The organism is Algoriphagus hitonicola (genome assembly GCF_900113375.1).
In the GTDB taxonomy this organism is placed as follows: domain Bacteria; phylum Bacteroidota; class Bacteroidia; order Cytophagales; family Cyclobacteriaceae; genus Algoriphagus; species Algoriphagus hitonicola.
The window spans coordinates 1-24,884 of sequence record NZ_FOPC01000002.1; the positions used below are offsets into that span (position 1 = coordinate 1).

The window sequence follows — 24,884 nt, forward strand, 5'->3', positions numbered from 1 at the left end:
GAGATCATCCCACTATATAAGAGCAGTAAAATTCTTGAATTTAAGATTACCGCTGATGAAAAAGTGGATATCCAGGATCTTCCAAAGGGAGATTACCTTGTCAGAGTAAGAATAGGTGAGGATGTGGTTTTGGAATCTAGATTGATAAAAAATGAATAAATTTTCTTTGCTTCTGGGACTATGTTGTTTTACGAGTATTTCCTGTTTTTCTCAACAGAAATTTCTAAATAAGCTTGAACTGGGAATTCAACTAGGCGCAAGCATTCCAATTGGATCATTTTCCAAATCAGTCGTGGAGCCCTCTTTAGATCAAAACTTCAATCCTGAAAATCAATATCGGGAGTTTAGAGGATTTGTGAAGCAAGAAGGAGGACAGGCACAACACGGAAGTAATTTAGGAGTCACTTTGGCATACGCCATTTCTCCTTCCTTTTATTTTTCTATAAACTATTCAAGATTTACAAACCCAATAGATACCAGCCCGCAGGAAAACTATTTTGCAGCTAATTTACAGAACAGGACAGACTCCTTTGGGAATGAGTTTCAAATTTTCGGCTCACTCGAATCAGATAATTATCTAGCTAATGGCTGGTATTCCGGATTTGGCTATCGCAAAGTCATAGCCACTTGGTCCTTTTTTGGCGAGGTATATTTAGGAGTAAATCAATTAAGTTTCCCATTTTATACTTGGACTTTTGACTCTCCTGGACCAACCACAATTTTGCGTCCAGCACCTTTTGCAGAAAGTCCAGTCCCGGATAAGTTACCAGCATTTCTCTACGGAATGGGTCTTGGATTAGAAAAATCCATCTCGGATAGAATCGGCATTAACCTTAAATTTAAATACTTAGTATCAAACCACAGTCATGAGTATTGGACCGTACCCCTCGTGGGGTCGCGAAATTTTGAAATTGAGGATCAGATCAATTTTAGAGTAATTTCCGCATCAGTTGGAATAGCCTTAAGGTTGGCGGAATGAAAAAATTATTCTTTTCAATAATCATTGTTATCATCAACCATGTTGGTTACTTAGCGTTTCACATTTTTACCTCACCTCAAATACCGCCGATTCCCAAGGCCCTAATTCCAAATCGATCTCTGCCCTATTATCCGTCACTCGTAGTTTGGTCTTTTTCTTTCCAAACATCAACTCTTTGATCTCCCGTTCGCCTTTTTCCAGATTCCATGCCTTTAGCAGTTCCGGAGAAAGTTTCAAGGTGGTTTTCACCGATTGGAATTCATCAAAGTTGGTTACTACGATCAGTTTCTGGTTTTCGTCCCAGCGGGCAAAAGCGAAGGATTTGTTGGTGTAAGCTGGGTTTTGTTGACGGTTGAAGGAATGTAATTCCAAGTATTCTCCCATCAATGCCGAACTCTTTCTGGTGAAGTTCAGCACTTCGGAGTAGTAGTTTCGCAAGGCTTTTTCATTTTCCGAAAGTTGTCCTCCATCAAATTTACCTCCGTTCATCCATTTCTGATGCTGCGGTACCCCGATATAATCGAAAATGGAGGTTCGGCTCGGATCTCCAAAGCCGGCATCCTCTGCCCCGGGTTCGCCCACTTCCTGCCCAAAATAAATCATCGTTGGAGAAGTGGAAACGGTGGCTGAGACCACCATAGCAGGCATGGCTTTCCAGGGATTTCCGGCAAATTCCGGACTGGCGATGCGTTGCTCGTCATGGTTTTCTAAAAAATGTAGCATGTGATGCTCGATGTCACGCTGCGATTCAAAAATTGCGGGTAGATTGTCTGTAGAGCCATGCCCGTAAATGATGTTTTTGAGTGTGTCATAAAGCTCCACCTTGTCGTAGAGGTAATCCATTTTGCCTTTCCAGAGGTAATCGCGATACAAGGCGGGCTGATACACCTCTGCCATCAAAAAGGCGTCGGGATTGGTGTTTTTGATATGAGAATTCAAATAAGACCAAAATTCCACCGGGACCATCTCGGCCATGTCGAAGCGGAATCCGTCTACTCCCTTTCCCAACCAAAACTGGGTGATATCCTTGAACTTTTTCCAGGAATCCGGCACGTCCTTTCCCTGCCAGAATTCATAGTGCTTTTTCCAGTCCAAGGAATCTGCTCCTGCCGGCAATTCTTCAAAATCCTTGCTGCCATCCGGTTTGATTCCATAATTGATCTTGACCGTTTCGTACCAGTCGTAGAAGTCGGGCTGAGCCAATCGGGAACCGTTTCCGGTCCATTTGGCTGGACTTTCATCAAACTTTCCGTCAGCCAAGGGATGATTTTCTCCCCCTAAAGGTTGATAGCCGTTTTTGGGTACGGGTACTTGAAAAGCTTCTCCCGGGATGTAGTAGAAGTTGTTGTCTCGGGCATATTCCACCGAGGTGTCATCGTCTGCACCAAAATCTTTAACTCCTTCGGGATTATTTTTCCCTTCATAATGCCGGGAAACATGATTGGGTACAATGTCTATGATCACCTTCATGTCGTGTTTGTGCGTACGGGCGATCAGCGCCTCAAACTCCTCCATTCGCTTGGTCACATCCACGGCCAAGTCAGGATTGACCTGATAGTAATCCCGAACGGCATAAGGGGAACCCGCGCGGCCTTTGATCACATCCGGATCATCTGAACTCACGCCGATCTCTGGAAAATCTCCGATCACCCCATGATGCGGCACGCCGGTAAACCAAATATGAGACACGCCTAATTTCTTGATCTCCTCCAAGGCGGTATCCGTGAAGTCGTTGAACTTCCCGACCCCATTTTCCTCCTTGGTTCCCCAAGGTTTGTTGGTGGTATGGGTATTGCCAAAAAGTCGGGTAAAAACCTGATAGACGACTATTTTCTGGGGTTTCATAGGCTCGGATTCTGAGGATTCTGGAGCTTGGCAGGATAGAACCACAACCAAGATTGCCATAAAAGTGACTATTCTTTTCATGTGTTTATAATTGTTTTTTAGCGGTCACATGGAATCTCGCTATTATAATTATCCCAGTGTGTGACGCGTACGTCATGCTAGATTTCATTGAGATTTCAAGTAATCAATTGGCAAAATAGCTGTTCTTTTCCTTTAGACCTGCTGCCTTTTCCCAAAAAGGCAAAAAAAAACGTGGTGAGACACCACGCTTAGTTGTTTGATTTTTAACTTCAATCCACTCGGAAGGAAACCTTGCAAATCACCCCATAGGAGCTGATTTTTCCATCCTTGACATGGGCTTTGATGTCTTTAACATATACGGAATCGATATTGTGAACCGTTTTGGAAACCTCTTTGACCCCGTTTTGGATGGCATCTTCAATACTTTTTTCTGAAGAGGCAATAACTTCGATTACTTTAACAATTGACATAGTTATTTTGGTTTAAATGAAACATAGCCTGATATTGAATAACTGGGTTAAACCAAAAATTGAATTTGGCGAAAAGCGTCCTATCAGGTTCTTTTAAGTTACGATTATTTCCTCAAAATCAGAAGGATACTTGGGTATTTTATCAAGTATCTTAATTTAACGATCTCTCTTTTCAGAATTGGGAATCAAGATTGAAATGTAAGAAATTCCTTTTGGAGCAATCAATTGTTCTTCTCTGGTTTATTAATTAAACTATCAGATAGGGATGATTTTCGACAAGGGGCTTAACTGGATTTCATCAAAAAATTCCTATACTTAAACCTCCAAAAACCTATTGTACATGGCCAATTTTAATATCGATGCCGATAAAGGCCTGACTTATGATGCGATCGTCATCGGTTCGGGTATCAGCGGAGGCTGGGCGGCAAAAGAACTTTGCGAAGCTGGACTCAAAACACTCGTGCTCGAGCGCGGAAGAATCGTAGAGCATGTCGTGGACTACCCCACCATGACGCTCGATCCCTGGGAACATGAGCTTCGTGGTGGGCTCACCCCAGAGCAAAAGGCCAAACACCCGAAAGGCGGCCGATCCGGATTTATCGGTGCTTTCAACGAGCACTTTCACGCCAATGACTTGGAAAATCCTTATACCGAAGTCAAACCTTTTATGTGGGTTCGAGCCCATCAGATGGGAGGCCGTTCGCTCCTTTGGGGCAAGCAAACCTATCGCTGGTCAGATTTGGATTTTGAAGCCAATGCCAAAGACGGGCATGGCGTGGATTGGCCGATTCGATACAAAGACATTGAGCCTTGGTACACTCATGTGGAGAAATTTGCCGGAATCAGCGGTGAAGCCATCGGATTGCCTCAATTGCCGGATTCCCATTTTTTGCCCCCGATGGAATTGAACTGTGTTGAAAAACACGTGAAAGAGCGAATTGAGAAAGATTTTAACGGCAGAAATTTGATCATTGGCCGTGTAGCACACTTGACTGAACCGCTGAATGGCCGTGGAAAATGCCAATTCCGTAACCGTTGCGACCGGGGCTGTCCTTATGGAGCTTATTTTAGCTCGAATGCGGTGACACTTCCGGCGGCCAATGCTACCGGCAACTTGACCATTCGTCCATTTTCTATCGTGCAGTCTGTGGTCTATGATGAACAAAAAGGAAAAGCTTCCGGCGTACGCATCATCGATGCGGAGACAAGTGAAGAGATTGTGTACAAAACCAAAATCATTTTTGTCAATGCCTCTACTTTGAGCACCACCCAAATTTTGATGAACTCTACCTCAAGCCGATTTCCGAATGGACTGGGCAATGACAGTGGCGAACTCGGACACAATCTGATGGACCATACCTATCGCGTAGGCGCCATGGGAACCGTAGAAGGTTTTGAGGATCAGTATTACAAAGGCCGCCGACCAAATGGAATCTACATTCCCCGCTATGTCAATCTCCAAGACGGACCACAGTCTGATAAATTTGTCCGGGGTTTTGGCTTTCAAGGCGGTGGAGGTCGAGCCGGCTGGGGAGCAGGCAGCAATCAGGAAGCTTTTGGCGGGGACTTCAAAGACGGCTTGATGAAACCAGGGCCTTGGGAATTTTTCATTACCGGTTTTTCCGAATGCCTGCCTTATCATGAAAACAAGGTGTCACTCAACAAAGAGATTCTTGACAAATGGGGGCAACCAACCCTCTCCATCGATGCGGAATGGAAATCCAACGAAATCGCACTCAATGATCAGGCCCGGAAAGATGCCAAAGAAATGCTGGAGCGTGCAGGGCTAAAAGATGTGATGGAGTTTGACAACAAGCATGAAATGGGCTACGGAATTCATGAAATGGGCACTGCTCGGATGGGAAAAGATCCCAAAACCTCTGTACTCAATGGCAACAATCAAGTCCATGGCTGTGAAAATGTCTTTGTCACCGACGGGGCTTGCATGACCTCTTCTTCTTGTGTCAATCCTTCCTTGACTTACATGGCACTCACTGCCCGAGCTGCTGATTTTGCCGTATCCGAACTCAAAAAAATGAACCTCTAATGAATAGACGCGACGCACTCAAAAAATCAGCTTTAGCCATCGGAGCAGCTGCCGGAGCCCCAACTTTACTTAGCTTGCTTCAGGCTTGTGCCAAAACCGATCGACTGACTTGGACGCCCCAGTTTTTAAATGAGGACCAGGCAAAATTCCTTTCTTCTTTCGTAGACTTCCTTTTGCCTAAAACCCAAACGCCAGGGGGCTTGGATGTCAAGGCCGATATCTTTATTGACCTGATGTATGCCAAAACTTACGATGAATCCGGACAAAAACAGGTGATCGCCAACATCGAAAAATTTAATGCGGACTGTAAAGCCAAATTTGGAAAAGTTTTCGCAGCACTTTCTGCAGAAGATAAAGCCGCCTGTTTTCAGGAGCATGAGGCCAATTCTCCCAAATTCCCGAAAAAAGTTTGGGGAGGAGATGTGGGTCCTCGGGAGCCGGTTGGGTTTTATCGGGGATTGAAATCCACCGTGCTGTGGGCTTATTTTAGTTCAGAGGAAATCGGTAAAAACGTCCTCAGCTATGATCCGATTCCAGGGGAATACCGAGGTTGTATGCCGCTTGCTGAGGTGGGGAATACTTGGAGTCTGTAGGGATTTAAGTGAAACAAGGTTTTTTTGTTTATTGCGATTTTCATAAAAACCTGAAAAAATGTCGGGATTTTGGCTTGGCATGCGGATTGATTCTTTTTGGACCTAAACCAATTGTTTTACTTAAACTCATAATCACTATGAAACTCAAATCATCAGCAATTTTAGCCATGGCCATCGGAGGTCTTTCTTTGATCGCATGTAATGGAAATCAAAATGAAACCACAGAGACGGAATCCGTAGAGTTGGAAGTCGAATTTGAAGAGGAACGTAGCGAGCTTCAGCAGGAACTCCGAGAAATGGAGGCGGAGATAGATCGAGAAATTCAACGGTTGGAGGCAGAAAAGGAAGAGGCTTCCGATGAGATGAAAGCCGAAATCGAGGAAATGGAAGAAGATCTTCGTGGCGAGAAGTCTGAAATTGAAAAGGCCATGGAGGAAGTGGAAAATGCCAGCGAAAACACTTGGGATGATGTCAAAACTTCAGTGAATAAAACTGCCGAGGATATCGAAAACGAGTGGAAAAAGCTAAAAACTAACGTGGGTGAGATTTTCAAGAAGGATTGATCTTTTGTATTAAATAACAAAAAGCCGGGTATTTTGCCCGGCTTTTATTTTCTTATTTCTGAGTGCCTGATTTTTCCATCAATTTTTGGACAACTTGAATGCTGTATTTTTGGCCGATTTGCATGGTTTCTCCTGAGAGTTGAGGATTAATTTTGAGCGTTTTCTTACCAATAGGTGAGGTGTAGAATTCTATCAACTGAATCATTTCATCTTCTGAATAGTATTTTTTGTAGACCTCTGCCACCTCGGCAATCAATTCCTCTGAGGTAAGCACTTTTTTGAATTCATCCCAAAACTCTGTTGGGACGGAAGAAGAAAAAGCAGGGTTTTGTTTCATCATATCTACCATTCCACTCATAGAATCAGAAATTTCCATTACCTCCATTAGGCGATTGGCGGTTTCATCTGATTGAGCCTTTGAGATTCCGGGAAAAAATAAACAAAAAAGAACAAGGGAAAAGACAAGCAATTTCATAGGAAAAAGGGTTTAAAGATGCTTATCATTGAGGCCACTTATTTAACAAAAAATCTTCAGATTCTAAAAAATAAGTTTTGTTAAATTATGACCTTGATTCATGGACTTTGCCGGTTTGAATTTTTTGCCGAGAAGCCAAAGTTTGGATGAATGTTTCTTCTAAGGGAATTGTCTCCATAATTAGGATTGCATCCCTTTTATTGCTTTACAGGTGTTGTTAAAATCGGCTTAAATAAGTCCTGCTGAAAAACGTCGTAAAGGATCAAAAGCTATCTAATTGGTCCTTTAACCATTTTTTTTGGCGGACAATTTAGCAGTAAGTGCAAGATTTTTGGCGTCCAGTGGGCCTATTTCATGCACAAAAAATCTGGATTTCGGGATTTTTTTGCTAGTCTCGGACATGTCTGAGACTTGTTCAACAAGCCCCAAATAGGTTCGGGCGACCGGATTTTTTGCCGAAGCCAGTTCCTTTTCTTTTGGTTTAAAACACCTGCAACGAATTGCCTGAAGGGATGTGAAAAACCGGCAGTCCTGGCATGTGTTTGTTGAGCCAATTTTTGACAAATTCCGATCCGCCTTCTTCGCTTGCGGAATGTCCAATCTCAATCATGGAGAGTTTCATTCCGATTTCATTGGCTGCGCGGACATATTCAGGGGTTTCCCACTCATTGGATTCCCCACAGACCAAGACATCGGGCCTTTGCTCCATGATTTGGGTGATCTGAAGGCGGCCTCCCACTGCTCCAGGTAGCAGGAGTACCTTACTGCAAGGTTGATTTAAATCACCCACGTACCGCATGGCTGGCACGCCCAATTTTGTTTTGATGTGATTAATCAGTCCACGAAGATCGGTCTTGGGAATAGTGAGAATGCGACTGCCAGGTGTGTAATATTCCTCCCAGTCTAAGTCCTCTACCACACCAACCCGGACTCCGTCGTCCGTCATCCGATGCACGTAATCGTGATTTCGCCATAGCGTAATTCCGTTTTTCTCCATCAAATCATACTTGGCTCTAAAAACAGGATCCTCCTGCAAATAATCCGTTTCGTCTTGACCTGAGAAAAAAGTAGGTTCGTGAGGGATAATCAGATTGGCTTTGAGTTCGATGGCTTTTTGGATGATTTCCATAGTGGTAAACATGGTCGTCACCACTCCAGTCACCACAGTATCTCGCGAACCAACCTTAATGGTATCTACCGTTTGTTCAAAAGGCGCATTGGGAACTTGAGAGATAAACGTGTCCATAATCTCACCTACAGTCCATGTTTTCTTTTCTGCAAAGAGCGAAAAAGGATTTGCCACCAAGCCTGCGCCAAGCAAGGCTCCACTTTTGATTAAAAAATCCCGTCGATAGGTAGAATGGTTTTTCATGTGTTTGGCTTTTTGTTCAAGATAAAAAAATCCCTTTAGCTTTTGTGCCAAAGGGATCATTTTTCAGAATTGATAATTAAGGTTAATTGACTTTGACATCAGTAAACCAAATAAATCGTTCACCTTCTGCATTCATGTGGTCGAGTGCTAGCTTGATAGGGCCGAAGTCCTGAACATTCTCCCAAGTCCAAGTAGCGCCTTGATCACCATTTCCCCTTCGGAAGGTCCACTCCAAAATCATGTTGTTTTCATCCAAATAAAGATCATAGGCATCCCCCGGAGTGTAGCCATCTGCCGAATTGTAAATGATGGTCAATTTGGTAGAGTTGGTTCCCTTTAGCGGTGAACTTGCATTTTCTTCGGTTTCAAAGGTGTATCCCTCATCCCACGCAAGCTGAAAAGGCATCATAAACCAATATTTGTCATTGATGAAACCTCTGTCCGCCTCGGGAAGGGAGTCTGCGGGCATATCCAAACTATAAGAATAGCTGGTATCAGCATCGGAGTAATTGACCATACGGTCTGCCACATTCCACTTCCAATTTCGGGAAATGACCGTCGCTGAATCTCTCCTGACATTCCAGGTGTACTCGATGTTTTTGACTTGGTCCCACTGATCGACACCATAGGCTTTGGCTACTTTCAGCGGGAGGGTATCTGGTTTTTCTTCAGCTTTTTGACAACCGAAAAAAACTAAAGCAGAAAGAAGAAGTAGAGCAATGTTTTTCATGTGAGGGAGATTTTTAATAAGGGTTTAACCGATAGCGGAAGGGAATGTTTTTTGATAATTTTAGGGACATTTATTTATGCAATTATAGGATAAAGTCTGCCAATAAATGCTATTCGTGAAATTTGGGTTCGGGAAAATGCATGGTAATCGGATTAATATTCATCCCGAAAAGGGGACGAAATTTTCTGATATCAGGAAAGTACTCTGGATCTAGATCCTTGATTTTTAACTTCGCGAGCTTTCCCCATCCGCTTCCCGTCGGTTCGACAAAAAAGTGAACGCCATTCCATCGCTGATGCAGCTCAATGGGCAGAAAGGAGGTCGTCGCCGGAAGGGGGATTACTCCCGAATTGACTTCACAACTGAAGATGATATGGTCTAGTTTTTTAACGGTAATTACCTGTTTTCCATTTTCCTCTTTCCACTCAATGTCCGCGGTACTTTTAGGTATTCCCCAGTTTGCACGGCCATTTTGTGTACTGGCCGGAGTATTGACATAGATGCTGATGATGGAATGCTTGCGTGATTTCCCGAATTTTCCCGGGATGAAAAGTAACTCACGATAAGGGCCCACCGGGCTTTCATGGTAATTTACCAGCATTAAAAAACCCAGCCCTCCTTTAAATTCTTTTTTCAAATAATCGGGAATGTGAGCGCAATCATTTATCCAGGATTTTGGGATTTTATAGGCAAAGATGATTCCCTGCCCTTTGAGATCCCAAGGTGCTGGAGCAAATTTTACAAATTTACTCTTGGATAGGTTGAGGAGTTCTTTTTCATTCATAGGGTGATGGGCTTATACTGGTCCAGCCGCCGTCGATAATCAAGGTTTGTCCGGTGATATGGCGTGCACTATCCGAAAGTAAGAAAGCAGCGGCCTCGGCAATATCCTGGGTGGAAGCCGGTCGGCCCAGTGGGGTGAGTTTAGACCAGGTTTTTGCATAATCCGGGTCTGAGGTGGTACGCTCGGTGAGGGTGGCACCTGGAGCAATGGCATTTATTCGGATTCCTAGGGGAGCGAGTTCGAGCACTAGATTCTTGGCAAGCATTTCAATGGCCGCTTTTGACATGGCATAGGCAGCAAGATTTTCATGGCTTTGGTGGGCGGTCACCGATGAGGTGAGCAAAATGGATCCTCCGTTTTCCTGCTCTTTCATAACCCTGGAAGCCGCCTGAACCAGAAAAAATGTCCCAACCTGATTTACCCGGACGACCTCCATGAAGTCGGCCCGACTGTAGTCCAAAAAATTGCCAAATAAGGTTACCCCTGCATTGGCAATGACCTGGTCAATTTTTCCAAAATTCGAAAGAGCCAGATCAATCAATTCTCCAATGACCTCCTCATTGCCTGCATCTCCGGAGCAACCGACAACCATGCCTTTCCCAAGTCTGGAAAGGTTGGCCACGGCATCTTCGGTTAGGCTTTTTTCCAAGTCATTGAGCACGACCTGTCCTCCATCATAAATCAACTTTCGGGCAATCTCCAGGCCGATTCCCTGACCGGCTCCGGTGATGATGGCTACGTTTGACTTTTTCATTTTCAAATGGATAAAGACCTGCCAGGTCTGGGTTGGTATAAATCAATGGGAGTCTCTTTTAACTTCCGAACCTGAGCTTCCTTGAAGAAAATCAAAATCAACCCCTTCGTGGGCTTGATTGACCTTATCCAAGAAAAGATTGACATAGCCGCGTTCATAAGGGAGCTTGATGGGTTGAAATGCTGCCCTTCGGCTTTCAAACTCCTCCTCTGAAATCAATAAATTCAAGCTTCGATTCGGAACATTCAGTTCGATTTGATCTCCATTTCGGACCAAAGCCAATGGTCCTCCGATGGCCGATTCGGGAGAAATATGGAGCACCACAGTTCCAAATCCGGTTCCGCTCATTCTTCCGTCTGAAATCCTAACCATGTCCTTCACTCCTTTTTCGAGTAACTTTTTTGGCAAGGCCATATTGCCCACCTCCGGCATTCCGGGGTAGCCTTTTGGTCCCACATTTTTCAATACCATCACGCTTAACTCATCTATTTCGAGATCAGGATCATCTATTTTAGCTTTAAAGTCGTCAATGTCTTCGAAAACCACTGCTTTTCCTGTGTGGATAAGTAGCTGAGGAGTCGCTGCCGAAGGTTTGATTACGGCGCCATTTGGGCAGAGATTTCCTTTCAGTACCGCGATCCCCGAATCGGGTTTGATCGGTTTTTCGAAGGTTCCGATCAGATTTCGATCGTAGCATTCGGCTTTTTGAATATTTTCTGCCAGACTTTTTCCAGTTACGGTAATCACATCCGTGTGAAGTTGTTTTTCGATCTCTTTCATCACGGCAGGAAGTCCACCGGCATAGAACAAATCCTCTACCCAGTGCTCACCTGAGGGCTGCACATTGGCGATCAGGGGGATTTTTGAAGAGAAATGGTCAAAATCAGTCAAGTCCAGCTCCACCCCGATCCGCTTGGCAATTGCGGTGAGGTGTAGGATAAAATTGGTCGAACCGCCCAAAGCGGCATTGACCATGATGGCATTTTCGAAGGATTTTCGGGTCAGCACCCTACTCATTTTGAGATCTTCGTTGACCATTTCGACGATACGTATTCCGGCCATATGAGCTAGGACTTTCCGCCGGGAATCTGCCGCGGGGATGGTCGCATTGTCCGGTAAAGCCAATCCTAATGCCTCCACCATTGCTGCCATTGTCGATGCTGTCCCCATCGGAGCGCAGTGGCCGACTGAGCGTGACATGGCCGCTTCGGCTTCAATAAATTCTTCCTGAGAAAGCTTGCCCAATTTATATTCTTCGGCAAATCTCCACACATCGGAAGTGCCTATTTTTTTTCCTTTAAACCGGCCAACAAGCATAGGGCCACCGGAGATCACCAAGGTGGGCAAATCCACCGAAGCTGCGCCCATGACGAGTGAGGGAGTGGTTTTGTCACAGCCACACATCAAAATCACCCCGTCCATGGGATTGGCACGGATACTTTCTTCCACATCCATCGAAGCCAGGTTTCTAAAAAGCATAGCGGTAGGCTTGATGGAGCACTCGCCAAGGGACATCACCGGAAATTCCAGCGGAAATCCACCCGCTTCCCAAATTCCTCTTTTCAATGCTTGGGCAAGGTCCTGAAAGTGTGCATTGCAGGGCGTCAACTCAGACCAAGTGTTACAAATTCCGATTACCGGCTTATCACCTTCAAAAAGATGATGGGGAAATCCTTGGTTTTTCATCCAGGAGCGATAGATGAAACCGTCCTTTCCGGTTCGGCCGTACCACTCTTGGCTTCTGAGCTTCTTTTTGGTCATAGGTTTTTTTGGGATGATAAAATTTTCAGAAGTTAAAAAAAAATATGAACATCCAGATGATTATGGGTGTAATTACGCACTGTTTCCTAAGTATGGTAAAAAAAAGTGATTTTTGGCTGGATTAAAGCTTATGTGATTATTCACTATTATGAAAAACCCTTCTGACTGTTGCTTTCTGAAATTAAACTTTCAAGCTGCTTTTAGGCTGTTTAATTTTCTTATTGGGAAGGAAACAGATACTCATGATATGTTAATAGCTGAAGAAGACAGGCTTTTTTTCTGGGGAAAAATCTATACGATTTTGTCCAAAACTGCACCCAGCTTATCGAGATCAATTGTAAAATCGGCTACTACCGAATCCGCATTATTGGAGGAATTGACCGTGTAATAATAGGGAATGCCGAGCGCGGAAGCGAGATTAAAATAACAATGATTGTTCACATCGCTTTCGTTTCTGAATTCTAAAACTTTGGCACCATCAGGTAGAAAAAGCATATTGGTCAGGGCGGCACCATGAATTCCTACTAAGAGTTTTGTTTCGCTCATTAGCTTAATTTGATCTTCTAAGCTAAGGTCATCTCCGCTTACCAGTTCAAAATCCCGCTTGATGAGCATTAATTCCAAATCCAATTCATTTAATATTTTCCGTTTGGAAGCTCTTTTTCGACTGAGGTATACTTTTCGAAACGGTGATTTGTCGGGATTTTGGCGAAAAATTTTTCTTGATTTTAATGTAAGTTCGACATCAAAATTGGGAAAAGTAGCAGTCCGGGCGGTAACAATGAGTTGGTCAATCCACAGGTTTTGGGAGCTTTTGAAAAAGAGGACTTTTACTCCGGCTAGTTTTAGAGAATCCTCGACATAGGAAATCTGACGATAGGAATCCGGCAAAATAACAGGGGCACCCGGAGTCCATCTGATCCCTTCCCAAACTCGTGGAAGGCAGTCTGTGATCCAGTGAAAATAATTTGCGCTCCATTCATCGATTACCCAAATCCCGTGAGGCACCCGTTTCCAGGATTTTACCACCGAATTTGCCACTCTTTTTGAAAACTGTGGTATCCCCAAGTTGGACCGGTGGGTGTACTTGGAATAGAATTTAAATTCCCCCGGAGCAAAGACAGTGTCCTGCAGGATCGTGGCATTTTTGACCATGACTGCATGCGCCCGCTCAAAACTCCCTTCCAAGGCATTCTGAAAAAGCGAAAGATGCTGCGGTTCAAAATTGGTAGGAAGGGCTCGTTTAAAGGGAATCTTTTGACGCAAAGTAAGTTGGAATTAAAATTGACAAAAACTCCTACCCAGAGAATTTCTCGGATTAAATCCGCTCTATGTCTGCACCTAGGGCGTTCAGTCGCTGATCAATATACTGATATCCCCGATCAATCTGTTCAATATTGTCAATCACGGATGTTCCCTTGGCCGACATTGCCGCTATTAAAAGCGCCACCCCAGCACGGATATCTGGAGAAGTCATTCGAATTCCCTTTAGTTGGTATTTCCGATCCAGTCCAATCACCGTGGCCCGATGCGGATCACATAGAATAATCTGGGCTCCCATATCGATCAGTTTATCCACGAAAAAGAGTCGGGATTCAAACATTTTCTGATGGACCAAAACCGTTCCCTTGGCTTGGGTAGCGGTGACCAAAACGATAGAAAGTAAATCCGGAGTAAATCCCGGCCATATCTGATCCGCGACAGTCAGGATAGATCCATCGATAAAGGTTTCGATTTCGTAGTGTTTTTGTTCGGGGATAAAAATATCATCTCCACGAAATTCCAGCTGGATTCCCATTCGTCTGAAAGTATCAGGTATGATTCCCAGTTTGGGAATTTGGCAGTTTTTGATCGTGATCTCGGATTGAGTCATCGCAGCCATACCGATAAAGGAACCGATTTCAATCATATCCGGAAGCATGGTGTGATCAGTACCGCCGAGTTTTTCTACTCCTTCGATAGTCAATAAATTCGAACCGACACCGGTGATTTTAGCCCCCATCCGATTGAGCATTTCGCACAATTGCTGTAGGTAGGGTTCACAGGCAGCATTGTAAATGGTCGTTTTGCCCTCTGCCATGACTGCAGCCATCACGATATTGGCGGTACCAGTCACTGAGGCCTCATCGAGTAGCATATAGGTCCCCTTGAGGTTTTTGCCATCGATGTGAAAAATCTCCTTTTCGGCATCGTAGTGGAATTTGGCTCCCAGTTTTTGGAATCCAAAAAAGTGGGTATCCATCCGTCTTCGCCCGATTTTATCTCCCCCGGGTTTGGAAAGCTTTCCCGTTCCAAATCGTGACAAAAGCGGACCCAAAATCATGACCGAACCCCGAAGAGCCGAGGCTTTTTCCAAGAAATCAGCAGTCTCCAGATAATCCAGATTGACTTCATCTGACTGAAAAGAATAGGACTCCTGGCCCAATTTGGTCACCTTGACCCCCATATCTCCCAAAAGTTCGATGAGTTTATTTACATCACGGATATTGGGAATCTTATTGATGGTGACCTTTTCTGAGGTCAATAAAACTGCACAAATAATTTGTAGGGCCTCGTTTTTAGCGCCCTGAGGGATAATCTCGCCTTTGAGTTGATTTCCTCCTCTTACCCGAAAAGATGCCATTTAATTTCTCCTTTTATTTTTATGGCCCCCGTTGCTTCTTCGTTTATTTTGATGGGCTGGACGTTTGTTCTTACCGTTGTTCTCTTCCTGCATCGGAAGTTTGAAATCCCGCCGCGTATTGGACTCAAAAAGTGCGTTTTCTTTTACCTTCTCCAAGTCGATGTGAAGCTTTCCTTTGGAGAGAGTTTTGATATCATCGAGGATGATTCCGTCATCAAAATTGTCCCGGTTCCAAGTCGAGTGAAAGCTCCGCATCAGCTGACCGATGTAAATAATGGCCGCTTCCTGTTCTTCATCGTCTTCGAGCTCGATGGCGTTTTCGATCAGTTTTTCGATGTTTCGACCATAATGTTTAAACTTGATCTCCCCTTTTGGATAGCCGATAGGAAGGGGCTTTTTACCCAATAATTCCTTAGCAGGCATGGGAAACGGGCCGTCCACGTCGAGTTTGAAATCCGACATGATGTAAATGTCATCCCAGAGTTTTTGGTCTGTTTCCTGCTTCAGCGCAGGATTGAGTTGCTTGATGATTTCGATCACGGTGTAGGCACTGGCGGTGCGTTTTTCCCGGTCTTCTATCGTACAGATATGATCTACCAAGCCTTGTATGTTTTTTCCGTATTCCTTCATGAGGTTATGATTGTCTTCAATGGTTAGCCTCGATTTTTATCGAGAAAATTTCGCAAAACTGACCCGACTTTTTCAGGGGATCCCATTGGGGTCGTTGAGTGTGCTTGTTTTTTTGTTAGTGTAAAATGCTCTAAAACCTTTCTAATTTGATTCTGTCTGGCAAAAAATCTACCAAAAGACAGGATAGTAGGGAATTAATCAATAATTCTGAGCTTCGCAAAGCTAAGTAATAATGTCTTTTCTCCAAAATGCTCAAATTTGATGGTAGCTTTTCGATTGAGTCCTTCCACTTCGATTTTTTCGACCTTGCCAAAACCAAACTTGGGATGCTCCACCAGTTGCTCTGCTTGAAGATTATTGGTGTTGCTGGGTTTGAAATCCGGACTGGGTGTATGGATTTTCATCTGTGAAGGAACGCGGGACTCCGGTTTTTTCTTTAACCCGATAAATCCCGAACCACCCGGCAAGCCTTCCTGACGCATAGCTCCTGGCATTTCCCGAGTAGCAGACATGCGTTTATTGACTTTGATAGTGGCGGGATCGACCTCTTCCAGGAATCGACTGGGCTCACAATTGAGCAATCTTCCAAATCGATAGCGAGTCAGGGCGTAAGTCAAATACAGTTTATCCATCGCCCGGGTAGTGGCCACGTAGAATAATCTCCGCTCTTCCTCCAAATCCTCCCTACTCTGCATCATCATCTGGGAAGGAAAAAGATCTTCTTCCATCCCCACGACAAATACCTGCTTGAATTCTAGCCCTTTGCTAGAGTGGATCGTCATCAGCGTGATGGCATCGGTGGTATCTTTATCCCGGTCATTATCCGTGAGTAAGGCAATTTCCTGAAGAAAAGCGCCAAGACTTTTATCTTCATTTTCGGGATTGTCCACATACTCTTTGATGGCATTGAGGAGTTCTTGGACATTTTCGTAGCGATTGAGTCCCTCGATCGTTTTGTCTTCGTAGAGCTCACGCAAAAGTCCACTCTGCTTGGCGATGAAATTGGCCGCCTCAAAGGCGTCTTTTCGCTCCACTTCGATTTGGAAAGCTTTGATCATCGTGGCAAAATCATCTACCGAGCTGCCGGCCCTTCCACTGAGGAAATTGGGAGCGTTTTGCACCACTTCCCAAAGCGGCATATCATGATCGTAAGCGGCCACCAGTATTTTTTCTACCGAGGTGTCGCCGATTCCCCGCTTGGGATAGTTGATGATCCGCTTAAACGCCTCTTCATCGACCGAATTGACCGTGAAGCGCATATAGGCCATCAGGTCTTTGATTTCTTTTCGCTGATAAAATGAAAGCCCTCCGACAATTTTATAGGTCAGATTCATTTTCCGTAGGGCTTCCTCTATCGCCCGTGATTGGGAGTTGGTGCGATAGAGCACCGCAAAATCGCTGTTGTTGAGTTTTTTATTGTTTCGCTCCTCAAAAATCGTCGTGGCGACGATTCGTCCTTCCTCATTGTCAGAGGTGGCTTTAATCAGTTCTATAAGGTCTCCGTCTGGATTGGAAGTCCAGACTGTTTTTTTGAGTTGGGCTTTGTTTTTATCGATGATGGAATTGGCCGCTTCGACGATGGTTTTGGTGGAGCGGTAGTTTTGCTCCAGCTTGACCACAAACAAATCAGGATAGTCCTTTTCGAAGTTTAGAATATTTTGAATATCCGCTCCGCGAAACGCATAAATACTCTGTGCATCGTCTCCCACCACACAGATATTTTGATGGACTGCGGCGAGTTTTTTGGTAATCAGATATTGGGAAAGATTGGTATCCTGAAACTCATCCACCATCACGTACTTGAAGCGATGCTGGTATTTGTTCAAAACATCGGCATGATCACGAAAAAGCACATTGGTATTGAAAAGCAAGTCGTCAAAATCCATTGCTCCGGATTTGAATAGCCGGTCTTGGTATTTCTGATAGATTTCGCCCATGCGAGGACGCATGGCAGCTTCATCGTCCGCTTTGACAAAGGGATCTTTTTGGTAGGCCTGCCAGGAGATCAGGCGGTTTTTGGCTCCGGAAATTCGAGAAAGTACCACTCCCTGTTTGTACACTTTGTCATCCAACCGCATTTCTTTGACAATGCTTCGGATCAGGGACTTGGAGTCATCAGTATCGTAAATGGTGAAATTGGACGGATAGCCGATTTTTTCGGATTCGACGCGGAGAATTTTTGCAAAGACCGAGTGAAACGTCCCCATCCAGGTATTTCTGGCATCCAAACCGACGAGAGATTCGATCCGATGCTTCATCTCGGCGGCGGCTTTATTGGTAAAAGTCAGGGAAAGAATCTGAAAAGGATCCACTCCGCGGGCATAAATCAGATGAGCAATCCGATAGGTAAGTACCCGGGTTTTTCCCGAACCGGCACCTGCGATGATCATCACTGGACCTTCGGTACGTTCTACAGCTTCCCGCTGAGGCGGATTGAGTTCTTTTAGGTAATCCATTAGTTCAGTAGCTTGTAGCTAGATTTTAGTATCAAGAAGCAGAATCAAGATATGAGAGATAAGAAACCAGACTTCGATCCTATGTTTGAATTCCGTTTTTTGAGGCTTTTCCAAGCCTTTTTGCACCCAATTCTCTTAATTTCTCTACCATTCCTTACACCTTCCAGCGTTTGTGACTCCAAAGGTACAATTCCGGTTGGTTTCTGATATTTTCCTCCAGGAGTTCACAGAACCGGTCCGTGATGCTGTGAGATGCCGAGTCGGCGTAAGGCGCGTCGGCGAGTTTGGTAAATTCAAATCGATAATGTCCCCGTTTGACTTTTTGCATTTTTCCAAAGAAAACAGGCAGTTCCATTTTTTTTGCCATGAATTCTCCACCCTCGAAGAAATAAGCTGGGCGGTTCATAAATGTTCGAAGGTATCGACGCTCTTTGGAAGGGGGGCGCTGATCTGCGGCTAAGTGGACGATCCGAGGCTCGGAGCGCATAGTAATCATACTTTTCCGAAATTCCCGCTTTTCGGTCATTACTCCGCCAAAATGTGTCCGGATTTCCAACATCAATTGATTGAAAAAGGGATTGTTTAGCTTGAGGTAAACGGTCTCCGCAGTCACTTTAGTTTCCAGGGCCACACCCAAAATCGCCATTTCCCAGTTGAAGACATGGCCTGCCATCATCAAGGCGCTTCGGCCTTTTTGGATTTCCTGATCGATCAGTTCTTGATTGACCACCTGGAATCGCTGTCGCAATTCGTCTTCCGAAATTGTCAGCATTTTAATGGTTTCGGCAAATGTGTCAGTAAAATTCCGATAAAATCGGTTTCGGACCTGTTTTCGCTCTGTAGCTGAGAGTTGAGGAAAAGCATGGAAAATATTTTCATCGATGACCTTTTTGCGATAGCGAATTACAAATCGGGCGATCAGATAGATCAGATCACTGAAAATGTACAAAGCCGGAAGGGGAAGTCGGGAAAGCAGCCGAAAGAAAATCATCATGCAATTTCAAGAATAGAGAGCCCTACAATGGAGCTTTTCGAAAACAAAATAAAGGAAATCAGGTGAAAACTTCCCGATTCCTAGTTATAATTTGACCCAATGATTACTTTTGAAACGTATGTCGGAAGTACAACGCAGAAAATATTCTCAAGAAGAGAAAAATTCCATCTTTGATGGGGAGTTTATGCCACACATAGACTCCATGTACAACTTTGCCTACCGGCTCACCTTTGATGAGGATGATGCTAAGGACTTGGTGCAGGATACCTACCTCAAAGCTTATCGATTTATCAATTCTTTTGAGCAGGGAACCAACGCCAAGGCATGGCTGTTTCGAATCCTCAAAAACAGCTTTATCAATGAGTACCGAAAGAAGAGCAAGCAGCCGGCGAAAGTAGATTATCAAGAAGTTGAAACTTATTACAACTCCGATGATGTTGACTTTCGTGGGACCACAGATCTGAGAGCTGAATCGGTCAAGGATATGATCGGAGACGAGATATCCAATGCACTCAACAGTCTGGCGGTGGATTTTCGAACGGTGATTATCCTCTGTGATCTGGAGGGATTTACCTACGAGGAGATGGCCAAGATCCTGGATATCCCGATCGGCACGGTACGGTCCAGACTGCACAGAGCGAGAAATTTGTTAAAAGAAAAACTAAAAGGATATGCCCAGCACATGGGCTACAATACGGACGAGGAGGAATAAAAAACGATTACCAAATGGACAAAAAGGAAGAATCAGCGGGTGAGCGAAAACTGCAATGCAGTGATGTCAGCAAATGTTTTGAGCTGCTCGAAAGCATTTTGGATGGAGAGATGGGGGATCCAGGCAAGGAGGTCCTCAAGGAAAAGCTAGCCAAATGCCAGCCTTGTTTTGAGCATTATCATCTGGAGCAGGCCATCCGTGACCTGCTCAAGACCAAGTGCAGCAAGCAAGCGGTTCCGGGAGAATTGGTTGATTCAATCCGAACCAAAATTTCAGACATCAAATAAGAGCCGATGAACCCAGGCAAAGCCATTATTTTTTCCGCACCCTCGGGTTCGGGCAAAACCTCATTGGTACGTCACCTGATTGAGCGGGTACCCAATTTGGGATTTTCAATCTCAGCCTGCACAAGAGACAGAAGAGGTCGACATGAAGTACATGGCAAAGATTATTACTTTTTAAGTCAGGAAGAATTCAAAGCTAAAATTGACCAGGACGCTTTCATCGAATGGGAAGAGGTCTATGAGGGAAATTTTTACGGCACCCTCAAAGAAGAAATTCAACGGATCTGGGATTCTGGTAAAGCAGTCATCTTTGATGTGGATGTGAAAGGCGGTTTGGCGCTGAAAAAATACTTTGGCAAACAAGCTTTGGCGATTTTTGTGAAAGTGCCTTCGCTGGAAGTACTCAAAGCCCGTCTCAATGACCGGGGAACGGAGTCAGAAGAGTCTCTATCCCGTAGAGTATATAAGGCAGAATTTGAAATGAAATTTGAGCCGCAGTTTGATGTGACGATTGTCAACGATGATTTTGCCAAGTCCTCTCAAGAAGCGGAGCAGCTTGTTCGGGAATTTTTAGCTTCCTAGGCCGTGAACATTGGGCTTTTTTTCGGCAGCTTCAATCCCATCCACCTTGGTCATTTGATCATTGCGGAGACGATTTACGACCGAACGGACTTGGATGAGGTCTGGTTTGTGGTCAGTCCTCAGAATCCGCTGAAAAAGCGAAAATCGCTGGTCCATGAATTTGACCGGCTGCGCATGGTGGAGTTGGCTATAGCGGATAATTTTCACTTTCGGGCCAGTGATGTGGAGTTTCATATGCCCCGTCCAAGCTATACCATCGATACGTTGACCTATCTTTCGGAGCAGTATCCCCAGCATCAGTTCAGTATTTTTTTAGGCTCGGATAATCTGAAGCAACTCCGCAAGTGGAAAAACTACGAGCAGATTCTGGCCCAGTATCGGCTCTATGTCTATCCTCGTCCGGGTGAAAAAATAGCCTTATCCCATTCGGCAATAATGGAGGTAGATGCTCCGCTATTGGATATCTCGGCGACCTTTATTCGGGAGGCGATTCAGCGGGAGCGATCCGTTCGCTATCTGCTGCCGGAGGGAGTTGTGGACTATATCCGCTCGAAAAAACTCTACTTCTAGCTGATTATTAACCGTCTGCAAAAAAAAACGCCACTGATGGAATAAATGGAAGTTTTTCAGCGGAAAGATTTGCGATTAAAAATCGAACTCAATAAGTTAGTTTCAGCTTCGATGATCGAAGCTACTTTTGGGCCAAAAGTTTTTAAACTAACAAAACCAAAAAAACATGAAATCGACACGATTAAAATCATCATTAAACACACAGGAAAATGATTATTTTAATCGTCAAAGATTCCATCTGACCATTGAATAGCAAAAATAAACAGATGAAAAAGGTATTGTTTGGATTAGCCTTTTTAGGGGCTATGGCGTTTTCGGGTATTACGATCACAGCGCAGGAAGAAGTGGATTCTCCATGTTTAGAAGAATTTGATAATTCTTTTCACGGAGTTTGTTGTAAATCGAGGTTAGATTGCATACACCCATTAGCTGGCTCCGTCATAAGATCAAAATGGGTTCCATGTGTGATTACTTGTACTGGGGTTGCTGTTTAATATGATAGTATTAATTAGACAATGCTTAAAGAAATTAATTTTATAGGTTTATTACTTTTTCTCTTTTTAAATGCTTGTGTGGAGAAGACAAATTCAATTAGAATTTTTGAGGAGAATTTGCCAAAACCCAAGATCCTGAGAGGTGAAAAATTTAATTTTACTGAGTTTGTAAATCCTATTGGCATTAGTATGAGTGGAAAGTATGGGGTTGTTTGGGAAGACAAATCAGTCTCAGATGATAAATTCCATATTATTGATATTAGTACTATGGAATATTTGCAGTCCAAAGGAATAGACGGTTTGGGTCCTGGAGAAATCACCACTTCCTACCTAGAGCCTTCAGAAGAAGAAAATAAAGTATGGAATTATGATATTGAGGCTCGAGTTTATTCCAAGTTTGATTTACTGGATTCCAATAAATTGGCGGAATTTCAAATTAAATCCCCACCGACTACCTATTTTTTGACTCGAACAACTTGGGCGGAAAATAATACTTTAATCGGAAGTACTGCAGATGGATGGACAAAGTACCTTCATGTAACTTTAGAGGGAGATACTTTGAATTTGTTAGGTTCTTGGAAAGATATGCTAGAAGAGAGGGAATTCCCAAATGGTATTAAAACTGATGAGCTAAAGCCCAATGCCATAAGTTATTTGTTTCAGGGGCCGATTAAAGGAAATATCAATAATAATATCTATGTCAAAGTGGGTATGGTTGTCGACTACATTGATATTATAGATCTTTCTACAAAAACTATAAAAACAATTAATGGTCCAAGACAAGATATCCAGGATTTTTCTATTTCTTATAATATGGGTTATCAGATTCCAGTATTTCCTAGCGAAAGTACCGAAAGGTATATAGATCTCTATGTAGGAGAAGATTCCTTTTTTGTCCTCTTTTTTGGGAAACCTTATGCTCAAATTTCCGATCTTGAAAATCTCAACCGGGTTTTTGAGTTTGACTTCGATGGCAAGATTCTTAAACAATATCAATTAGACTTTCCGTTAAATGGTTTTACAGTAGATGAAGCGGGGAGATATATCTACGGGGTCACGGTGGATCGGGAACCTAATCTGGTCCGGTTTGAGTATTGAATTGAAGGGCAAATCCAATTTGAAACCAACAGCAAAATAAACACCATTGATGGGTTAAGTTGATACTTTTCGGGGCTCAGGTTTGCAATTAAAAATCGAAATCAATAGATTAGTTTAGTCTTCTGAATTGAAGCGTATTTTAAGTCAACCCTTTTACAAGTATATCAGTCGTTTGCGTTCCATTCGCTGCATCCAATGGGTAACTGATTATTTTGATCAATATCATGAAAATCAACAATATCAAACTTTTAATATTCTCCGTATTTTGTGTTTCCTGTAGCAATTCCAAGCAATCCGAGCTTCCCTTATTCGTCCTGGATGAGCTTGAGGTGATCGGTAAGGAAAAGCTTGCCCTCCAGAAAATTATCAATCTGGAAACTACCTCCGAAAATCTCATGGGTACAGATATCCGGGTTCGATATGATGCCTTGGTTTTTTATTTGATGGACGAGAGCAATAAGGATGGGATTCATCAATTCGATCGAAATGGCGACTATCTGGGGATCATCGCCCCCGTGGGTGATGGTCCGGGTTTCCTGAAAGATTTGGATGATTTCTTTATCAATCCTGACGGTAGCGTAGAGGTGCTTTCTGGAATTGGTGATCAAGCTACGGTTTATCATATCTCTGAAGCAGGCGAAATATCAACGGTTTTCGAAACGGATTACCTGGCCAGTTCCTTTACCAAATTGCCATCCGGAGAATATTTGCTTTATGGAAGCTATAATCTCCCCTTTACCCAACATCGACTCATAAAAACAGATGCTCAAGGAAATGAGCTCTCCTCTTTTTTGGAAAATACCTATCAAAACAACCTCTTGCCGATGACCGAACGGAATTTTTTTCAAAACCAAACTGACCTCCATCTGATCGAATCCTTTCAGCCGTATGTGTATCAGTTTGAGAATGATTCGCTGGAGCGAGTTGCCCAAATGGATTTTGGGCGCTACGCCATCCCCGACTACTTTTGGGAGGAGGATATTATGGAAAGCTTTGGCAAAATGAGTGAGTCAGGCTTTGCCAATCTTCATGGGGTTTTTGAGGATGAGCAATTGATGCTACTCAGCATTCATGTTCAGAAGCCTGAAGGCATTTTCAAGGAATTGGTATTTATCGATAAATCTACCGATAAAGTCCAAAAATTATCCACCAACCTGAATGAGGATATGCTCTATCATTATCCCATTGGGATTGAAGATGGAGAAGTCATGTTTTTGACCTATCGATCCGTGATGCTAGATGACCTTCCACAAAACAGTTTGGAAAAAATCCAAAAAGAAATTCCGGAGCAAGATTTTGATTATCCGGTTATCCTAAAGACAAAAATTCAATTCGATGAATAAGTTATTGGCCTATTTTTTCTTAATCTGGTTAGTTCTTTCTTGTCATAGCGCTCCGGAGCAAATGATTTTTCCAGAAAACCTGGAAATCATTCATCAGGGTAATCCCCCTTGTCCAGACTGCGAGGAAAAAGCTGTTTTTTATTTAAATATTGCCGAGCGATCCACCTATTTATTTACTGATAATATTGTGAATTGGAAAGACTTTGCGGCATCTTATCCGAATCTTTCAGTCAGTGTTTATTTGGGTGGAGAAGGGAAAGATGGGAAAAACAGTCCTGAGCAGATTAGTTCTTTTTTCAAAAAGCGGGATTTTCCTTATCCGGTTTATTTGGATCCTGAAAATGAATTTTTTGAAGTAAATCAGCTAGACTATATTGATTTGGACAATAAGTTTGTTCTCCATTTTTTGGTTGAAGGTAATCGGATACTTGAACTATATAATTTTGGGATGCCCAATGATCGAGCTAGCCAATTGGAAGAGCATTTTGGAATGAAACCCATCGAAAGCGAGGAGTAGAAATTTTTTGCATTCCTTCTCTTTTCAGGTACCTCAGCGACCTTTATCCGGGAAGCAATTCAGCAGGAGCGATCTGTCCGCTACCTGATGCCGGAGGGGGTAGTGGACTATATCCGCTCGAAAAAACTCTACTTCTAGCTGATTATTAACCGTCTGCAAAAAAAACACCACTGATGGAAAAAATGGC

Annotated in this window: 24 protein-coding genes; 11 read left to right on the forward strand and 13 right to left on the reverse strand. The window is 43.6% G+C overall.

The genetic code is table 11. From position 1 onward, the window contains the following. The first annotated feature begins 151 nt into the window (after positions 1–151). Positions 152–979, forward strand: coding sequence for a hypothetical protein (locus tag BM043_RS02810; protein ID WP_092788747.1), 828 nt, complete (start codon positions 152–154; stop codon positions 977–979). Positions 980–1,045: 66 nt separating this feature from the next. Here the strand turns inward: BM043_RS02810 and BM043_RS02815 are convergent, their stop codons facing one another. Both BM043_RS02815 and BM043_RS02820 read right to left on the reverse strand, forming a co-directional pair. Then, entirely contained in the window at positions 1,046–2,905 is a 1,860-nt protein-coding gene (locus BM043_RS02815) for an alpha-amylase family protein (protein WP_092788748.1), read from the reverse strand. Between the two features lie 209 nt (positions 2,906–3,114). Continuing rightward, positions 3,115–3,315, reverse strand: a complete 201-nt coding sequence (locus tag BM043_RS02820) for a dodecin family protein (protein WP_092788749.1) — start codon at positions 3,313–3,315, stop codon at positions 3,115–3,117. A gap of 340 nt (positions 3,316–3,655) precedes the next feature. Here BM043_RS02820 and BM043_RS02825 point away from each other — a divergent pair, with 340 nt between their 5' ends. From BM043_RS02825 to BM043_RS02835, 3 genes are all read left to right on the forward strand, one after another. Next, complete coding sequence (locus BM043_RS02825; protein ID WP_092788750.1) at positions 3,656–5,362, forward strand: GMC oxidoreductase; 1,707 nt, start codon at positions 3,656–3,658, stop codon at positions 5,360–5,362. Then, entirely contained in the window at positions 5,362–5,955 is a 594-nt protein-coding gene (locus BM043_RS02830; protein WP_092788751.1) for a gluconate 2-dehydrogenase subunit 3 family protein, read from the forward strand. Before BM043_RS02825 ends, BM043_RS02830 begins: the two co-directional genes overlap by 1 nt. Positions 5,956–6,092: 137 nt before the next feature. Beyond that, on the forward strand, positions 6,093–6,518 hold the full coding sequence (locus tag BM043_RS02835; protein WP_143071025.1) for a sll1863 family stress response protein: 426 nt from the start codon (positions 6,093–6,095) through the stop codon (positions 6,516–6,518). Between the two features lie 52 nt (positions 6,519–6,570). On the opposite strand, the gene BM043_RS02840 is transcribed toward BM043_RS02835, so the two are convergent. From BM043_RS02840 to BM043_RS02890, 11 genes are all read right to left on the reverse strand, one after another. Further along, complete coding sequence (locus tag BM043_RS02840) at positions 6,571–6,993, reverse strand: DUF2059 domain-containing protein (protein ID WP_092788753.1); 423 nt, start codon at positions 6,991–6,993, stop codon at positions 6,571–6,573. A gap of 481 nt (positions 6,994–7,474) precedes the next feature. Continuing rightward, positions 7,475–8,365, reverse strand: a complete 891-nt coding sequence (locus tag BM043_RS02845) for a Nif3-like dinuclear metal center hexameric protein (RefSeq protein WP_092789352.1) — start codon at positions 8,363–8,365, stop codon at positions 7,475–7,477. 82 nt (positions 8,366–8,447) lie between these two features. Beyond that, on the reverse strand, positions 8,448–9,095 hold the full coding sequence (locus tag BM043_RS02850; protein WP_092788754.1) for a hypothetical protein: 648 nt from the start codon (positions 9,093–9,095) through the stop codon (positions 8,448–8,450). A gap of 109 nt (positions 9,096–9,204) precedes the next feature. Further along, on the reverse strand, positions 9,205–9,879 hold the full coding sequence (locus BM043_RS02855; RefSeq protein ID WP_092788755.1) for an acetoacetate decarboxylase family protein: 675 nt from the start codon (positions 9,877–9,879) through the stop codon (positions 9,205–9,207). Beyond that, positions 9,872–10,633, reverse strand: coding sequence for an SDR family NAD(P)-dependent oxidoreductase (locus BM043_RS02860; RefSeq protein ID WP_092788756.1), 762 nt, complete (start codon positions 10,631–10,633; stop codon positions 9,872–9,874). The genes BM043_RS02855 and BM043_RS02860 overlap by 8 nt, the downstream gene beginning before the upstream one ends. 42 nt (positions 10,634–10,675) lie before the next feature. Next, the gene (locus BM043_RS02865) at positions 10,676–12,394 is read right to left on the reverse strand and encodes an IlvD/Edd family dehydratase (protein WP_092788757.1); all 1,719 of its coding nucleotides are present in this window, start codon (positions 12,392–12,394) and stop codon (positions 10,676–10,678) included. Between the two features lie 291 nt (positions 12,395–12,685). Further along, a complete protein-coding gene (locus tag BM043_RS02870) occupies positions 12,686–13,660 on the reverse strand; it encodes a glycosyltransferase family 61 protein (protein WP_092788758.1) in 975 nt (324 codons plus the stop codon). 52 nt (positions 13,661–13,712) lie between these two features. Then, the gene (gene murA, locus BM043_RS02875; protein WP_092788759.1) at positions 13,713–15,017 is read right to left on the reverse strand and encodes a UDP-N-acetylglucosamine 1-carboxyvinyltransferase; all 1,305 of its coding nucleotides are present in this window, start codon (positions 15,015–15,017) and stop codon (positions 13,713–13,715) included. After that, positions 15,018–15,647 carry a DUF4290 domain-containing protein gene (locus tag BM043_RS02880; protein WP_092788760.1) on the reverse strand — a complete coding sequence of 210 codons (630 nt, stop codon included), beginning with the start codon at positions 15,645–15,647 and terminating at the stop codon, positions 15,018–15,020. It abuts the gene before it with no gap. Between the two features lie 194 nt (positions 15,648–15,841). Next, complete coding sequence (locus tag BM043_RS02885) at positions 15,842–18,103, reverse strand: ATP-dependent helicase (RefSeq protein WP_092788761.1); 2,262 nt, start codon at positions 18,101–18,103, stop codon at positions 15,842–15,844. Positions 18,104–18,257: 154 nt separating this feature from the next. After that, positions 18,258–19,097 (reverse strand): lysophospholipid acyltransferase family protein, encoded by an 840-nt coding sequence (locus BM043_RS02890; RefSeq protein WP_245752919.1) that lies wholly within the window; start codon positions 19,095–19,097, stop codon positions 18,258–18,260. Positions 19,098–19,215: 118 nt separating this feature from the next. Here BM043_RS02890 and BM043_RS02895 point away from each other — a divergent pair, with 118 nt between their 5' ends. The 7 genes from BM043_RS02895 to BM043_RS02925 all read left to right on the forward strand — a co-directional run bounded on the left by BM043_RS02895 (position 19,216) and on the right by BM043_RS02925 (position 24,697). Continuing rightward, positions 19,216–19,809: a sigma-70 family RNA polymerase sigma factor gene (locus tag BM043_RS02895; protein WP_087941314.1), complete on the forward strand. Its 594-nt coding sequence runs from the start codon at positions 19,216–19,218 to the stop codon at positions 19,807–19,809. A gap of 14 nt (positions 19,810–19,823) precedes the next feature. Continuing rightward, positions 19,824–20,096: a mycothiol system anti-sigma-R factor gene (locus BM043_RS02900; RefSeq protein WP_092788762.1), complete on the forward strand. Its 273-nt coding sequence runs from the start codon at positions 19,824–19,826 to the stop codon at positions 20,094–20,096. Between the two features lie 6 nt (positions 20,097–20,102). Beyond that, a complete protein-coding gene (gmk, locus tag BM043_RS02905) occupies positions 20,103–20,675 on the forward strand; it encodes a guanylate kinase (protein WP_092788763.1) in 573 nt (190 codons plus the stop codon). A 3-nt stretch (positions 20,676–20,678) separates the two neighbouring features. Next, the gene (gene nadD / locus BM043_RS02910; protein WP_092788764.1) at positions 20,679–21,245 is read left to right on the forward strand and encodes a nicotinate (nicotinamide) nucleotide adenylyltransferase; all 567 of its coding nucleotides are present in this window, start codon (positions 20,679–20,681) and stop codon (positions 21,243–21,245) included. Between the two features lie 515 nt (positions 21,246–21,760). After that, on the forward strand, positions 21,761–22,837 hold the full coding sequence (locus BM043_RS02915) for a BF3164 family lipoprotein (RefSeq protein WP_092788765.1): 1,077 nt from the start codon (positions 21,761–21,763) through the stop codon (positions 22,835–22,837). Positions 22,838–23,061: 224 nt separating this feature from the next. Continuing rightward, a complete protein-coding gene (locus BM043_RS02920; protein WP_092788766.1) occupies positions 23,062–24,180 on the forward strand; it encodes a 6-bladed beta-propeller in 1,119 nt (372 codons plus the stop codon). After that, positions 24,173–24,697 (forward strand): thioredoxin domain-containing protein, encoded by a 525-nt coding sequence (locus BM043_RS02925; RefSeq protein WP_092788767.1) that lies wholly within the window; start codon positions 24,173–24,175, stop codon positions 24,695–24,697. The genes BM043_RS02920 and BM043_RS02925 overlap by 8 nt, the downstream gene beginning before the upstream one ends. Positions 24,698–24,884: the final 187 nt, after the last annotated feature.